This window comes from Citrobacter freundii complex sp. CFNIH2 (assembly GCF_002880615.1).
In the GTDB taxonomy this organism is placed as follows: Bacteria; Pseudomonadota; Gammaproteobacteria; order Enterobacterales; family Enterobacteriaceae; genus Citrobacter_A; species Citrobacter_A amalonaticus_F.
The window spans coordinates 1,484,540-1,499,085 of the sequence record NZ_CP025757.1; the positions used below are offsets into that span (position 1 = coordinate 1,484,540).

15 protein-coding genes are annotated in these 14,546 nt (G+C 55.3%); 10 read left to right on the plus strand and 5 right to left on the minus strand.

What is annotated here, in order from left to right; all coding sequences use genetic code 11:
• Positions 1-28 precede the first annotated feature (28 nt).
• The 9 genes from rsxA (at position 29) to gstA (ending at position 9,163) form a co-directional block, all read left to right on the plus strand.
• Positions 29-610, plus strand: a complete 582-nt coding sequence (gene rsxA, locus WM46_RS07435; RefSeq protein WP_005121199.1) for an electron transport complex subunit RsxA — start codon at positions 29-31, stop codon at positions 608-610.
• A complete protein-coding gene (gene rsxB, locus WM46_RS07440; protein WP_061077418.1) occupies positions 610-1,188 on the plus strand; it encodes an electron transport complex subunit RsxB in 579 nt (192 codons plus the stop codon). The genes rsxA and rsxB overlap by 1 nt, the downstream gene beginning before the upstream one ends.
• Positions 1,181-3,322, plus strand: a complete 2,142-nt coding sequence (gene rsxC, locus WM46_RS07445; RefSeq protein WP_102601881.1) for an electron transport complex subunit RsxC — start codon at positions 1,181-1,183, stop codon at positions 3,320-3,322. Before rsxB ends, rsxC begins: the two co-directional genes overlap by 8 nt.
• Positions 3,323-4,381, plus strand: coding sequence for an electron transport complex subunit RsxD (rsxD, locus tag WM46_RS07450; protein ID WP_061077416.1), 1,059 nt, complete (start codon positions 3,323-3,325; stop codon positions 4,379-4,381).
• Positions 4,382-4,384: 3 nt separating this feature from the next.
• On the plus strand, positions 4,385-5,005 hold the full coding sequence (gene rsxG, locus WM46_RS07455; RefSeq protein ID WP_102601882.1) for an electron transport complex subunit RsxG: 621 nt from the start codon (positions 4,385-4,387) through the stop codon (positions 5,003-5,005).
• Between the two features lie 3 nt (positions 5,006-5,008).
• Entirely contained in the window at positions 5,009-5,707 is a 699-nt protein-coding gene (locus WM46_RS07460; RefSeq protein ID WP_061077414.1) for an electron transport complex subunit E, read from the plus strand.
• On the plus strand, positions 5,704-6,339 hold the full coding sequence (nth, locus tag WM46_RS07465; protein WP_061077413.1) for an endonuclease III: 636 nt from the start codon (positions 5,704-5,706) through the stop codon (positions 6,337-6,339). Before WM46_RS07460 ends, nth begins: the two co-directional genes overlap by 4 nt.
• 607 nt (positions 6,340-6,946) lie before the next feature.
• Positions 6,947-8,452 (plus strand): dipeptide/tripeptide permease DtpA, encoded by a 1,506-nt coding sequence (dtpA, locus tag WM46_RS07470; RefSeq protein WP_061077412.1) that lies wholly within the window; start codon positions 6,947-6,949, stop codon positions 8,450-8,452.
• Between the two features lie 105 nt (positions 8,453-8,557).
• Positions 8,558-9,163 (plus strand): glutathione transferase GstA, encoded by a 606-nt coding sequence (gene gstA, locus WM46_RS07475; protein ID WP_102601883.1) that lies wholly within the window; start codon positions 8,558-8,560, stop codon positions 9,161-9,163.
• 48 nt (positions 9,164-9,211) lie between these two features.
• Here the strand turns inward: gstA and pdxY are convergent, their stop codons facing one another.
• From pdxY to anmK, 5 genes are all read right to left on the minus strand, one after another.
• Positions 9,212-10,072: a pyridoxal kinase PdxY gene (gene pdxY, locus WM46_RS07480; protein WP_102601884.1), complete on the minus strand. Its 861-nt coding sequence runs from the start codon at positions 10,070-10,072 to the stop codon at positions 9,212-9,214.
• A 66-nt stretch (positions 10,073-10,138) separates the two neighbouring features.
• The gene (tyrS, locus tag WM46_RS07485) at positions 10,139-11,413 is read right to left on the minus strand and encodes a tyrosine--tRNA ligase (RefSeq protein ID WP_061077409.1); all 1,275 of its coding nucleotides are present in this window, start codon (positions 11,411-11,413) and stop codon (positions 10,139-10,141) included.
• 126 nt (positions 11,414-11,539) lie between these two features.
• Entirely contained in the window at positions 11,540-12,196 is a 657-nt protein-coding gene (pdxH, locus tag WM46_RS07490; RefSeq protein ID WP_046480507.1) for a pyridoxamine 5'-phosphate oxidase, read from the minus strand.
• A gap of 58 nt (positions 12,197-12,254) precedes the next feature.
• Entirely contained in the window at positions 12,255-12,578 is a 324-nt protein-coding gene (gene mliC / locus WM46_RS07495) for a C-type lysozyme inhibitor (protein ID WP_044254665.1), read from the minus strand.
• A 93-nt stretch (positions 12,579-12,671) separates the two neighbouring features.
• Positions 12,672-13,793, minus strand: a complete 1,122-nt coding sequence (gene anmK / locus WM46_RS07500) for an anhydro-N-acetylmuramic acid kinase (protein ID WP_102601885.1) — start codon at positions 13,791-13,793, stop codon at positions 12,672-12,674.
• Positions 13,794-14,064: 271 nt separating this feature from the next.
• Here anmK and slyB point away from each other — a divergent pair, with 271 nt between their 5' ends.
• Positions 14,065-14,532 (plus strand): outer membrane lipoprotein SlyB, encoded by a 468-nt coding sequence (gene slyB / locus WM46_RS07505; protein ID WP_043000799.1) that lies wholly within the window; start codon positions 14,065-14,067, stop codon positions 14,530-14,532.
• Positions 14,533-14,546: the final 14 nt, after the last annotated feature.

The following is a 14,546-nucleotide window of genomic DNA, read 5'->3' on the forward strand; positions in this document are numbered from 1 at the left end:
AGGCGGCTTTTTTATTTCAGGCCGAAAAATGACTGATTACCTGCTGCTGTTTGTCGGAACTGTACTGGTCAATAACTTTGTACTGGTTAAGTTTCTGGGCCTTTGTCCCTTTATGGGCGTTTCCAAAAAGCTGGAAACTGCGATGGGGATGGGGCTTGCGACCACTTTTGTGATGACGCTGGCCTCTATCTGCGCCTGGCTGATTGACACCTGGATCCTGATCCCGCTCGATCTCATTTACCTGCGCACGCTGGCCTTTATTCTGGTTATCGCGGTCGTGGTGCAATTTACCGAAATGGTGGTGCGCAAAACCAGCCCAGCGCTCTATCGTCTGCTGGGGATTTTCTTACCGCTGATCACCACCAACTGCGCGGTGCTCGGTGTCGCGCTGCTGAATATCAATCTCGGCCATAACTTTTTACAGTCGGCGCTGTACGGTTTTTCCGCCGCCGTCGGCTTCTCGCTGGTGATGGTGCTGTTTGCGGCGATTCGCGAGCGTCTCGCCGTTGCAGATGTCCCGGCACCGTTTCGCGGTAATGCCATTGCGCTGATTACCGCCGGATTAATGTCTCTGGCCTTTATGGGCTTTAGTGGTTTGGTGAAGTTGTAATGAATGCTATCTGGATTGCCGTTGCCGCCGTGAGCCTGCTGGGCCTGGTGTTCGGCGCTATCCTGGGTTACGCCTCCCGCCGTTACGCGGTGGAGGATGATCCTGTCGTTGAAAAAATCGATGAGATTCTGCCGCAGAGCCAGTGTGGGCAATGCGGCTATCCCGGCTGTCGCCCCTACGCGGAAGCCATTGGTAGCCAGGGAGAGAAAATTAACCGCTGTGCGCCCGGCGGCGAAGCGGTGATGTTAAAAATAGCTGAACTGCTGAACGTGGACCCTCAGCCGATTGATGGCGATGAACAGGATGTTGCGCCAGTCCGCATGCTGGCGGTGATTGATGAAGCCAACTGTATCGGCTGCACCAAGTGTATTCAGGCCTGTCCGGTGGACGCCATTATTGGCGCAACGCGCGCCATGCACACGGTGATGAGTGATTTGTGCACGGGCTGCAATCTGTGCGTGGACCCCTGCCCGACTCACTGCATTGAACTGCGTCCGGTCGCCGAAACGCCTGACAGCTGGAAGTGGGATTTGAACACGATCCCCGTGCGTAATATCCCCGTGGAACAACATGCTTAAGTTATTCTCTGCTTTCAGAAAAGATAAGATCTGGGATTTCAACGGCGGTATTCATCCGCCGGAAATGAAAACCCAGTCAAACGGCACGCCGCTGCGCCAGGTTCCCCTCGCGCAGCGCTTCGTTATGCCGCTCAAACAGCATATCGGCGCGCAGGGGGAACTGTGCGTCGCCGAAGGGCAACATGTATTGCGCGGACAAGCGCTGACCCGTGGATGGGGAAGAATGCTTCCGGTTCATGCGCCCACCTCCGGGACGGTGGTCGCCATTGCCCCCCATTCAACGGCGCATCCTTCGGCATTAGCTGAGCTGAGCGTGATCATCGATGCCGACGGCGAAGACCGCTGGATTGAACGCGAAGGCTGGCAGGATTACCGTTCGCAGAGCCGCGAAGCCCTCATCGAGCGCATTCACCAGTTCGGCGTCGCTGGACTGGGCGGCGCTGGCTTTCCAACCGGCAATAAATTGCAGGGCGGCGGCGACAAGATTGAAACGCTGATCATCAACGCGGCGGAATGTGAACCCTATATCACCGCCGACGACCGTCTGATGCAAGATTGTGCGGCGCAGGTTGTCGAGGGTATCCGCATCCTGGCGCATATTCTGCAACCGCGTGAAATCCTCATCGGTATCGAAGATAACAAACCGCAGGCCATCTCAATGCTGCGTGCGGTGCTGGCCGACGCGCGGGATATCTCACTGCGCGTCATCCCAACGAAATATCCGTCGGGCGGCGCAAAACAGCTGACCCAAATCCTGACCGGGAAGCAGGTTCCGCACGGCGGTCGTTCCTCCGACATTGGCGTGCTGATGCAAAACGTCGGTACGGCGTATGCGGTAAAACGCGCGATCGTCGACGGCGAACCGATTACCGAACGGGTTGTAACCCTCACCGGTGAAGCGGTCAGTCGTCCAGGCAACGTCTGGGCGAGGCTGGGGACACCGGTGCGCCATCTGTTAAATGATGCCGGTTTTTGCCCTTCTGCCGATCAGATGGTGATTATGGGCGGCCCGCTGATGGGCTTCACCCTGCCGTGGCTTGATGTGCCGGTAGTAAAGATCACCAACTGTTTGCTGGCACCGTCAGCGACAGAGATGGGTGAACCGCAGGAAGAGAAGGGCTGCATTCGCTGTAGCGCCTGCGCCGACGCCTGCCCGGCCGACCTTCTGCCCCAACAGCTTTATTGGTTCAGTAAAGGGCAACAGCATGACAAAGCCACGGCGCATAACATTGCCGATTGCATTGAATGCGGCGCCTGTGCCTGGGTTTGCCCGAGCAATATTCCGTTGGTGCAATATTTCCGTCAGGAAAAAGCCGAGCTTTATGCAATAAGCCAGGAAGAGAAACGCGCGGCAGAGGCTAAAGCGCGCTTTGAAGCGCGTCAGGCTCGCCTGGAGCGAGAAAAAGCGGCGCGTCTGGAACGTCATAAGAAAGCCGCCGTGCAGCCTGCGGCGAAAGATCAGGATGCCATTGCTGCCGCCCTGGCTCGCGTCAAAGAGAAACAGGCGCAAGCGACTCAACCGGTGACGATCAAAGCCGGTGAAAAACCGGACAATAGTGCGGTGATAGCCGCTCGCGAAGCGCGCAAAGCACTGGCACGAGCAAAACAGGCCGAGAACGTCACCGCAGTGGACGCCGATCCGCGCAAAGCCGCCGTCGAGGCCGCTATCGCCCGAGCGAAGGCGCGCAAGCAGGCGCAACAGGCCAGCGGCGAACCCGCCGCACCAGCTGAACCGGTGGATCCGCGCAAAGCCGCCGTCGAGGCCGCTATCGCCCGTGCAAAAGCGCGCAAGCAGGAACAACAGGCCAGTGGCGAACCGGCCGCGCCGGTTGAACCGGTGGATCCGCGTAAAGCCGCCGTCGAGGCCGCTATCGCCCGTGCAAAAGCGCGCAAACAGGAACAACAGGCCTGCGGCGAACCTGCCGCACCGGCTGAACCGGTGGATCCGCGTAAAGCCGCCGTCGAGGCCGCTATCGCCCGTGCGAAGGCGCGCAAGCAGCCGCAACAGGCCAGCAGCGAACCGGCAGAACCCTCCCCGGAACCGGTCGACCCACGCAAGGCGGCCATCGCCGCCGCGATAGCGCGCGCAAAAGCCAAAAAAGACGCTCAGCAGCAGGTTGTTAACGAGGAATAAATGGTATTCAGAATCGCAAGTTCTCCCTACACGCATAATCAGCGTCAAACCTCGCGCATTATGCTGCTGGTCTTACTGGCTGCGGTGCCGGGCATCGCCGTGCAATGGTGGTTTTTCGGCTGGGGAACGCTGTTCCAGATCGTACTCGCCTGCGCCAGTGCGTTGCTGGCGGAGGCCGCTGTACTCAGATTACGTAAACAGCCGGTAGTGGCGATTTTAAAAGACAACTCCGCACTGCTGACCGGTCTGCTGCTTGCCGTCAGTATTCCTCCCCTCGCCCCCTGGTGGATGGTGATCCTCGGTACGGTATTCGCGGTGATCATCGCTAAGCAACTGTATGGCGGTCTGGGACAAAACCCGTTCAACCCGGCGATGATTGGCTATGTGGTGCTGCTCATCTCCTTCCCGGTGCAGATGACCAGTTGGTTGCCACCGCAGGATATTGCCGCCACCGCGCCGGGACTGGTCGATGCGCTGCAGATCATCTTTACCGGACATACCGCCAGCGGCGGTGATATGAATACGTTGCGTATGGGGATTGACGGAATCAGCCAGGCCACGCCGCTGGATACGTTCAAAACCTCTCTGCATGCTGGCCATTCTGTTGAGCAGATCATGCAGTACCCCATTTACAACGGTATGTTTGCCGGTGCGGGCTGGCAGTGGGTCAACCTGGCCTGGCTGGCTGGCGGTGTTTTTCTTCTGCAGCAAAAAGCCATTCGCTGGCACATTCCGGTGAGCTTCCTGCTTTCACTGGGCGTCTGTGCGACGCTGGGCTGGCTGTTTGCCCCCGAGTCGCTGGCTTCCCCGCAAATTCATCTGCTCAGTGGGGCAACGATGCTTGGCGCGTTCTTCATTCTGACAGACCCGGTGACGGCCTCGACGACCAATCGCGGTCGTCTGGTATTTGGTGCGCTGGCGGGCCTGCTGGTGTGGTTAATCCGTAGCTTCGGCGGCTATCCGGATGGCGTGGCCTTTGCCGTACTGTTGGCCAATATTACGGTCCCGCTGATTGACTACTACACGCGCCCGCGCGTGTACGGACACCGCAAAGGATAATCCATGCTGAAAACGATTCGTAAACATGGCATCACTCTGGCGCTGTTTGCCGCGGGCTCGACCGGACTGACCGCCGCCATCAACCAGATGACCAAAACCACCATCGATGAACAGGCGACCATTCAGCAAAAGGCGCTGTTTGATCAGGTCCTGCCTGCCGATCGCTATAATAACCGTTTGCAGGATCGCTGCGTCGTGGTCAACGCCCCTGAGCTGGGCAAAGGCGAGCATCGCGTTTATATCGCTGAACAGGACGGCACCCCCGTGGCGGCGGTACTTGAGACGACGGCGCCGGATGGCTATTCTGGCGCCATCCAGTTGCTGGTCGGCGCCGATTTCAGCGGCAAGATTTTGGGCACTCGCGTGACGGAACATCATGAAACGCCGGGTCTGGGCGATAAAATAGAACTGCGCCTGTCTGACTGGATCACTGGTTTCAGCGGCAAAAAAATCCAGGGTGATAACGACAGCCACTGGGCCGTGAAAAAAGACGGCGGGGATTTTGACCAGTTTACCGGGGCGACGATTACGCCACGCGCGGTGGTCAATGCCGTCAAGCGTGCAGGGCTGTATGCCCGGACGCTGCCTGCACAACTTCCTCAACTTCCGGCTTGCGGAGAATAAATCATGAGCGAAATTAAAGACGTCATCGTTCAGGGATTGTGGAAAAACAACTCGGCGCTGGTTCAACTGCTGGGGATGTGTCCACTGCTGGCCGTTACGTCGACCGCCACTAACGCGCTCGGGCTGGGACTCGCCACCACGCTGGTGCTGACGCTGACCAACCTGACTATCTCCACGCTGCGGCGCTGGACGCCAGCGGAAATTCGCATTCCGATTTACGTGATGATCATCGCCTCGGTGGTCAGCGCGGTACAAATGCTGATCAACGCCTATGCCTTTGGCCTCTACCAGTCGCTGGGTATTTTTATCCCGCTGATCGTGACCAACTGCATTGTGGTGGGACGTGCTGAAGCCTTCGCCGCCAAAAAGGGTCCGGCGCTTTCTGCGCTCGACGGGTTTTCCATCGGGATGGGCGCGACCGGCGCTATGTTTGTGCTGGGCTCTCTGCGTGAGATTATCGGCAACGGAACATTATTTGACGGTGCCGACGGGCTGCTCGGTAGCTGGGCGAAAGTCCTGCGCGTGGAAATTTTCCACACCGACACCCCGTTCCTGCTGGCGATGTTACCGCCCGGCGCCTTTATTGGCCTGGGACTCATGCTGGCGGTGAAATATCTCATTGATGAGAAGATGAAAAAACGTCGCGCCAGTGCGTCAGTCGCAACGGAGTTGCCCTCCGGTGAACCAGGGAATGCCTCATGAATAAAGCAAAGCGGTTAGAAATTTTAACCCGTTTACGCGCGAACAATCCGCATCCGACCACCGAACTGAATTTCAGCTCGCCCTTTGAACTGTTGATCGCAGTGCTGTTATCAGCGCAGGCGACGGATGTGAGCGTGAACAAGGCCACGGCGAAACTCTACCCGGTTGCCAATACCCCCGCCGCCATGCTGGAACTCGGCGTTGAGGGCGTGAAATCCTATATCAAAACGATCGGCCTGTTTAACAGCAAAGCCGAAAACGTGATTAAGACCTGCCGCATTCTGCTTGAGCAACATCATGGCGAGGTGCCAGAGGATCGTGCGGCGCTTGAGGCCTTGCCGGGCGTGGGTCGCAAGACGGCAAACGTCGTGCTGAATACCGCCTTCGGCTGGCCCACTATCGCCGTCGACACACATATCTTTCGCGTCTGTAACCGTACCCACTTTGCGCCCGGCAAAAACGTTGAGCAGGTGGAAGAGAAACTGCTGAAAGTGGTACCTGCAGAGTTTAAGGTCGACTGCCACCACTGGCTGATCCTGCACGGTCGTTACACCTGTATTGCCCGAAAACCGCGCTGTGGCTCCTGTATCATCGAAGATCTTTGTGAATTCAAAGAGAAGGTGGATATCTGACCGATTGGGGCTGAGCAATCCGCCCCGCCATAACTTTTTGTTATCCTCTGTTTCTTCCTCTTCATTCCGTCAATGATTCCACTCCCTCAGGCTTAGACAAATGAATAATCCTGGTGATTAGCGCTTATTCAGGTTAATCCTTTTTTTAATAACGAAAATTTCTATCCAATTGTGATCCCGATCATAGTGATAACTCTATGTAAATTTTTTTGTTCAGTTTGGTTAATTCTACAATCAGATGACAATGAGTCAGTTTTTATACACAAAACATTACACTGGCTATTTTTTAGATGCTGGCCTTTATCACTACATTAAACGGCAGATAGCAGAACATATCGCCATACAGCGATTTTCAGGGCCAGTTGACAGCGTAAAAAACTGCCATTCTGCAATTAAAGAAATTTAACGCTAGATAACATTTATCAACCCCGATGAATCCACCAGATGAGATATATGTAACAGGTTATTACAAAAGACTTGTCTGAAAGTGCAAGATAGTGAACATTACTTGCCGTTTCCCCTCCCACTATAACAATTTCACGGCTACCCAGTGGTATCACGTGACAGAACACCCCCGTTAATATGGGATGTAAAAAAAGAGGCTAAAGTGTCTACTGCAAACAAGAAACCAACGGAAAGCGTCAGTCTTAACGCTTTCAAACAACCGAAGGCGTTCTATCTCATTTTCTCGATTGAGCTCTGGGAGCGTTTCGGTTATTACGGCTTACAAGGAATTATGGCCGTTTACCTGGTTAAACAACTGGGTATGTCTGAAGCGGATTCAATCACTCTTTTCTCGTCCTTTAGCGCCCTGGTATACGGTCTGGTCGCCATTGGCGGCTGGTTAGGCGATAAAGTTCTGGGTACCAAGCGCGTCATTATGCTCGGTGCGGTAGTACTGGCTATTGGGTATGCCCTGGTGGCATGGTCCGGACACGACGCCGGAGTCGTTTATATGGGGATGGCCGCCATTGCCGTGGGTAATGGTCTGTTTAAAGCTAACCCGTCCTCGCTGCTCTCGACCTGTTATGCAAAAGATGACCCGCGTCTTGATGGTGCATTTACGATGTACTACATGTCCGTCAATATCGGTTCATTCTTCTCTATGCTGGCAACGCCGTGGCTGGCCGCGCATTACGGCTGGAGCACCGCGTTCGCGTTGAGCGTTGTCGGTATGCTGATCACCGTAGTGAACTTCGCGTTCTGCCAGCGTTGGGTGAAAAACTACGGTTCTAAACCTGACTTCGAACCGATCAACTTCCGCAACCTGCTGCTGACCATCGTCGGCGTTATCGCGCTCGTCGCGATTGCAACCTGGCTGCTGCACAACCAGCAAATCGCCCGCATGGTTCTGGGTGTGATTGCGCTTGGTATCGTGATTATCTTCGGTAAAGAAGCCTTCTCTATGCAGGGTGCGGCCCGTCGTAAAATGATTGTGGCGTTCATTCTGATGCTGGAAGCGATCATCTTCTTCGTGCTGTACAGCCAGATGCCGACGTCGCTGAACTTCTTCGCTATCCGTAACGTTGAGCACTCCATTCTTGGCATCGCGTTCGAACCTGAACAGTATCAGGCGCTGAACCCGTTCTGGATCATCATTGGTAGCCCTATCCTCGCGGCTATCTATAACAAGATGGGCGACACCCTGCCGATGCCGACGAAGTTTGCCATTGGTATGGTGCTGTGTTCCGGCGCGTTCCTGATCCTGCCGCTGGGTGCCAAATTCGCCTCCGATGCGGGCATCGTTTCCGTTAACTGGCTGATCATCTGCTACGGCCTGCAAAGTATCGGTGAGCTGATGATTTCCGGTCTGGGCCTGGCCATGGTGGCACAACTGGTTCCACAGCGTCTGATGGGCTTCATCATGGGTAGCTGGTTCCTCACCACCGCCGGTGCCAACATCATTGGCGGTTATGTCGCCAGCATGATGGCGGTTCCGGAAAACGTCACTGACCCGCTGATGTCTCTGGAAGTGTATGGCCGCGTGTTCCTGCAGATTGGCGTGGCGACCGCAGTAATCGCCGTTCTGATGCTGCTGACGGCGCCGAAACTGAACCGCATGACTCAGGACGACGAACCTCGCGAGAAAGCGTCTAAAACCGCTGCCGCGTAAATTTCTGGGAAACGCATAATGAAGCTGCTAACTTTGCGTTAGCGGCTTTTTTTTTGCCTGAACCCGAACCAGGATACGTTAAACCTCAGTTGAAAGGAGTGATCGATGAAACTGTTCTACAAGCCAGGCGCCTGCTCTCTTGCTTCCCATATTACCCTTCGCGAGAGTGGGAAAGATTTCACGCTGGATGGCGTGGATTTGATGAAAAAGCGTCTGGAAAACGGCGATGATTTTTTCGCGGTCAACCCGAAAGGACAGGTTCCCGCCCTGCTGCTCGATGATGGTACGCTACTGACCGAAGGCGTGGCGATTATGCAATACCTCGCCGACAGCGTTCCTGATCGCCAACTGCTGGCTCCCGTGAGCAGCATTTCACGCTACAAAACGCTGGAGTGGCTTAACTACATTGCGACTGAGCTACATAAAGGCTTCACGCCGCTGTTTCGCCCTGATACTCCAGAAGAGTACAAACCGACCGTTCGTGCGCTTCTTGAGAAGAAAATGCAGTACGTTGATGCCGCGCTCAACGAGGGACAATGGATTTGTGGCTCGCGTTTCACTATCGCCGATGCCTACCTTTTCACCGTGCTGCGCTGGGCGTATGCGGTAAAACTCAATATGGACGGGTTAGACCATATTGCGGCGTATATGAAGCGAATGGCTGAGCGTCCGGGCGTTGCGGCAGCGCTGAAGGCGGAAGGAATACAGTAAGCGAATCAGACCGGATGGCGGCGGTCAACGCCGCCTCCGGCAGGCAAGTCAAAGCTGTGTGGCGCTAAAGTAATGGTCTGGTTGAGCGATACGATCCTGCGCCGCCACCACCTGCAGTTCATATTCCTGCATTGCTTTGGTGGCAATCATAATTTCATACACCGCCGCCGTCACATGTTCCAGCGCCTGCTGGATTGTCGCTCCCTGCAGCAACTTCACTAACAGCAAGCCACTGGTGACATCGCCCACGCCGACCGGCTGGCGGGCGCCGAAATCCACCAGCGGACGACTGATGTGCCAGGCGTCATTGGCAGTAACCAGCAGCATTTCAAAACGATCCTGGCTGTAACCCGCTCGCGCCAGGTGTTTGACCAGCACAATCTCCGGCCCCTGCGCAATGAGCTCGCGGGCGGCGGCAACCGCTTCGTCCACACTGCTCACCGCGTGTTCACAGAGAATTTCCAGCTCAATCAGATTTGGGGCGATGATGTCGCTGGCGGGTAACGCGTGGCGAACATGAAACTCGGCGACGCCAGGCGCGACAATGCACCCCTTTTCCGGATGTCCCATCACCGGGTCACAAAAATATTTCGCTGCCGGGTTGGCCGCTTTCACCTGACGCACGATCCCCAGAATATGCTCGCCCTGCTCGGCAGACCCCAGATAGCCGCTCAGCACCGCATCACAGCGCTTCAGCTGATCGATATCGGCAATGCCCTGCACAATCTCCGTCAGATGCGAGGGCGGCATGACGCAGCCCGTCCATTTGCCGTATTGCGTGTGATTAGAGAATTGAACCGTGTTGAGGGGCCAGACGTTGGCACCGAGGCGGCGCATCGGAAACTCCGCGGCGCTATTGCCAGCATGTCCAAAAACAACATGGGACTGAATGGCGAGGATATTCTTCATTTTTTGCTTACCACAACCCTGAAAAAATAAAGGGGCGTGGTTTCCCACGCCCCTGCTAACTTTCGATTACTTCCAGCACACCAGACAGTAATTCTTCTTACCGCGACGCAGCAGCGTGTAGCGGCCATACAGACGATCGCCTTCGACGAAGGTGTACTCCGGATCCGACTGCTTCTCGCCGTTAATAGTGATCGCGTTTGACGCAATGGTCTTACGCGCCTGACCACGAGACGGCTGCAGTTCGGAATCCACCAGCGCCTGCATCAGGTCAGCGCCTTTTTCCATCTCAACCATCGGCACACCGTCCTGCGCCAGTTGTTCGAAGTCCGCTTCGCTCAAATCGCTCAGCGTACCGTTGAACAGGCTCTCGGTGATGCGTTTTGCCGCGATAAGGCCCTCTTCGCCATGCACCAGACGCGTGACCTGCTCAGCCAGCACGTACTGCGCACGCGGCGCTTTACCGCTGTTCTTGTCTTCTTCTTCCAGCGCATTGATCTCTTCAATGTCCATGAAGGTGAAGAACTTCAGGAAGCGATACACGTCGGCGTCGGCCGTGTTGATCCAGAACTGATAGAATTTGTACGGACTGGTTTTCTTCGGATCCAGCCATACTGCGCCGCCTTCAGTTTTCCCGAACTTGGTGCCGTCCGCTTTGGTGATCAGCGGAACGGTTAGACCAAAGACCTGATTCTGATGCAGACGACGCGTCAGGTCGATCCCGGAGGTGATGTTACCCCACTGATCGGAACCGCCGATTTGCAGCGCCACGCCATGCAGTTTATTCAGGCAGGCAAAGTCATAACCCTGTAACAGGTTGTAGGAGAACTCGGTGAAGGAGATCCCTTGATCGTCACGGTTCAGACGCTGTTTCACCGCTTCTTTGTTGATCATCTGGTTTACAGAGAAATGCTTACCGATATCGCGCAGGAAGGTCAGCACGTTCATGTTGCCGAACCAGTCATAGTTATTCGCCGCGATAGCGGAGTTGTCACCGCAGTCGAAATCCAGGAACGGAGCAACCTGTTTACGGATTTTGTCTACCCACTCCTGAACGGTGTCTTCGGTGTTCAGTTTACGCTCGGCGGCTTTAAAGCTCGGGTCGCCAATCAGACCGGTCGCGCCACCGACCAGCGCCACAGGTTTGTGACCTGCCTGCTGGAAGCGTTTCAGGCATAACAAGGGAACCAGATGCCCCAAATGCAAGCTGTCAGCGGTAGGATCGAAGCCGCAATAGAGCGCGATCGGGCCTTGCGCCAGTCGCTCTGCTAACGCTTCCTCGTCCGTCACCTGGGCGACCAGCCCCCGCTCTTGCAATTGTTTAATCAAGTTACTGCTTGCCATCAAAATCTCCATGTATAAAACGACTGCACCTTTGCCGGTACACGACTTTTCGCCAGACGCGAAAGCTCTATAGAATAAAGCGCTGGCGCACACAGCGCTAGCGCTTAACACAACAATTTTCCGGGTTTATGGCGCGAGACGGTCAATTTTCCATGCGTTATTTTCACGCTGGTATAAAAAGCGGTCATGCAGTCGGTGTTCACCGCCCTGCCAGAACTCCATCTGTTCAATGCTGACGCGGAATCCGCCCCAGAAACTGGGCAGCGGCACTTCGCCTTGCTGGAATTTCTGTTTTAATTCGAGGAATTTACTTTCGAGGATCCCACGCGCGGAAATACGGCTGGACTGTTTCGAGACCCATGCGCCGATCTGGCTGTCACGCGGGCGGCTGTGGAAATACTTCACCACTTCCAGCGTTGATAAGCGTTCGGCTTTCCCCGTCACCATCACCTGACGTTCCAGCATATGCCAGGGAAACAGCAGGCTGATGCGAGGATTTTTTTCGATTTGATGCGCTTTACGGCTGCCGAGGTTGGTATAGAACACCAGCCCTTTTTCATCGTAGTGTTTCAGCAACACAATACGCTGATACGGTTGGCCATTTTCGTCAACGGTCGCCACAACCATGGCGGTGGGATCCGCCAGTCTGGCGTCACATGCCTGAGCCAGCCAGCGTTCGAAAAGCGTTAACGGCTCAGCGGGAAGATCGCGGCGGCGCAGACCGCCTTTGGTGTATTCACGGCGCAGATGCGCGATTTGCTGCAATTCGTCGTTATCAGACATGGGGTTCGCTACGGATTGTCAGTGGGTGGCGCTATTGTGCGCCGCCCTGCTGGAAATCTCAACGCTTCGGGTTTTGTAACTGGCAGTTATTCAGCACGATACGGTCACGTTTGTAGACGGTCGCTCCGTCGCCCTTCGACCAGAACACATAGATTCCGTCGGTATAGCGCGCGCCTGACGCCGAGATGCCCTGCTTCAGATTAAGCAGTTTATTGTCATAAACAAAATTCACCTCCTGACGGGTATTATTCAATTTTACCGTCAGCGGTTTTTCATCACACTGATATTCCAGCGTGTCCGTTTGCATACGTTCAACAAACTGGTTGTAGACGCTACAACCAGAGAGCATAAGCGGGAAACAGATGAGTAGCAGTTTTTTCATAGACGTATCCTGAAGACTTTCCTGGTCCGGGAGGGTGAATTCACCCTCCTTAATCTCCACAGTGTAACGGCAGAAGACGAAAGAAAAATTCAGTTAACTCTGAGTTCGTGGGTTGGCAGGAAACACCGCGCCCAGAATGCTTGCTTCACAGGCGCCGGTCACCGACGGTAAATTGCCCGGAAGACCGGCCAGTGTGCGCCATGCCAGCCAGGCAAATGCCAACGCTTCCATATCATCGCCGCTGATCCCGGCCTCATCGGTGGTCGTCACTTCCGTTCCCGGCAGCAGCCCCGCCAGTCGGGTCATTAACAAAGGGTTACGACTGCCGCCGCCGCAGACCATCAGACGTTCGCAGCCCCCGCTCAGCAGCACCTGTTCGGCGATGGTGACCGCCGTCAGCTCCGTCAGCGTCGCCTGAACATCGCGCGGCGCGATCCCCGGGAACGCCGCCAGTTGGCGTTCGATCCAGCCGTAGTTGAAGAATTCCCGCCCGGTACTTTTCGGCGCGGGTAGCGAGAACCAGGGGTCGCTGAGCATATTTTGCAGCAACGGAATAATCACCGTCCCACCGCAGGCCCATTGCGCATCTTTATCATAGGGTTTGCCGCACTGCCGCCAGATCCAGGCATCCATCAGCATATTGCCGGGCCCGGTGTCGTATCCACGCACGGGCTGCCCCGGAATCAACAGCGACAGATTGGCGATGCCGCCAATATTGAGCACCATTCTTCGCTCAGTCGGATGCGCGAGCAGCGCCTGATGAAATGCAGGTACCAGCGGCGCGCCCTGTCCGCCCAGCGCAATATCACGACGGCGGAAGTCGCCGACTACCGTGATACCGGTATGCGCCACAATCTGATTGTTATCGCCGATCTGTAGCGTATGCGGCGCCGCGCCGGTGGGTTCATGCCACACCGTTTGCCCGTGGCAACCAATAGCGATAATGTCTTGCGGACGCAATTTTTCCTGCGCCAGTAGCGCGTTGACCGCCTCGGCAAACAGCTTGCCCAACCGAACATCCAACTGACCCAACTGGGAAAGCGTCAGAGTTTGCCCCTGGCAAATATCGAGAATCGCCTGTTTAAGGGAAACCGGCATCGGCCAGCTGAGGCTCCCCTGTTGGGCCACCATCGTGTCATCTATCGTCGCCAGTACGACATCGACACCATCAAGGCTGGTGCCTGACATCACGCCAATATAACGGCCCGATTTCATACATGTTCCTTTTTAAGCATGACTTTGCGTCAACACTCCATCATAAACGCGCAGTCAATGCTACGCTTCATTCACGTTTTTCCCGAAAGCGCCCTCGCCGTGCTGATTTAATAAATTCACTGAATAGTTCGTTTAAAGTTGGTTAAGCTGGCTGTTATTATGATTTCTGTATCATTCAGACAGAACATGTGACCTTAAACGCGCAAATGCCATATAATTTGACCATGAGGGATGCTTGGGTAGCGTTTCATGGTGAACAGGAGATTTTTAAATGATTAAACGTGTACTGATCGTTTCACTGGCTGGCTTGTCTTTAGTGGGTTGTGCCAACACGGATAGCCTTTCAGGCGATGTCTATACCGCTTCTGAAGCGAAGCAGGTTCAGAACGTTACCTACGGGACGATTGTAAACGTGCGTCCGGTAAAAATTCAGGCCGGTGATAATGATAACGTGATCGGCGCCATTGGTGGCGCTGTGCTCGGTGGCTTCCTGGGTAACACTGTTGGTGGTGGTACCGGTCGTTCTCTGGCAACGGCGGCGGGTGCTGTCGCGGGTGGCGTTGCCGGACAAGGCGTACAGGGTGCGATGAACAAAACACAGGGCGTTGAGCTGGAAATCCGTAAGGATGATGGCAACACCATCATGGTTGTTCAGAAACAAGGGGATACGCGTTTCTCTGCGGGACAGCGTGTCGTACTGGCCAGCAACGGTCGTCAGGTTACCGTTTCTCCGCGCTAAGTGAATTAACGTGT

Bases quoted from the DNA above. Each gene is read 5' to 3' on its own strand.
- rsxA (WP_005121199.1), top strand. From the start codon at position 29: ATGACTGATTACCTGCTGCTGTTTGTCGGAACTGTACTGGTCAATAAC.
- rsxB (WP_061077418.1), top strand. From the start codon at position 610: ATGAATGCTATCTGGATTGCCGTTGCCGCCGTGAGCCTGCTGGGCCTG.
- rsxC (WP_102601881.1), top strand. From the start codon at position 1,181: ATGCTTAAGTTATTCTCTGCTTTCAGAAAAGATAAGATCTGGGATTTC.
- rsxD (WP_061077416.1), top strand. From the start codon at position 3,323: ATGGTATTCAGAATCGCAAGTTCTCCCTACACGCATAATCAGCGTCAA.
- rsxG (WP_102601882.1), top strand. From the start codon at position 4,385: ATGCTGAAAACGATTCGTAAACATGGCATCACTCTGGCGCTGTTTGCC.
- WM46_RS07460 (WP_061077414.1), top strand. From the start codon at position 5,009: ATGAGCGAAATTAAAGACGTCATCGTTCAGGGATTGTGGAAAAACAAC.
- nth (WP_061077413.1), top strand. From the start codon at position 5,704: ATGAATAAAGCAAAGCGGTTAGAAATTTTAACCCGTTTACGCGCGAAC.
- gstA (WP_102601883.1), top strand. From the start codon at position 8,558: ATGAAACTGTTCTACAAGCCAGGCGCCTGCTCTCTTGCTTCCCATATT.
- pdxY (WP_102601884.1), bottom strand. From the start codon at position 10,072: ATGAAGAATATCCTCGCCATTCAGTCCCATGTTGTTTTTGGACATGCT.
- tyrS (WP_061077409.1), bottom strand. From the start codon at position 11,413: ATGGCAAGCAGTAACTTGATTAAACAATTGCAAGAGCGGGGGCTGGTC.
- pdxH (WP_046480507.1), bottom strand. From the start codon at position 12,196: ATGTCTGATAACGACGAATTGCAGCAAATCGCGCATCTGCGCCGTGAA.
- mliC (WP_044254665.1), bottom strand. From the start codon at position 12,578: ATGAAAAAACTGCTACTCATCTGTTTCCCGCTTATGCTCTCTGGTTGT.
- anmK (WP_102601885.1), bottom strand. From the start codon at position 13,793: ATGAAATCGGGCCGTTATATTGGCGTGATGTCAGGCACCAGCCTTGAT.
- slyB (WP_043000799.1), top strand. From the start codon at position 14,065: ATGATTAAACGTGTACTGATCGTTTCACTGGCTGGCTTGTCTTTAGTG.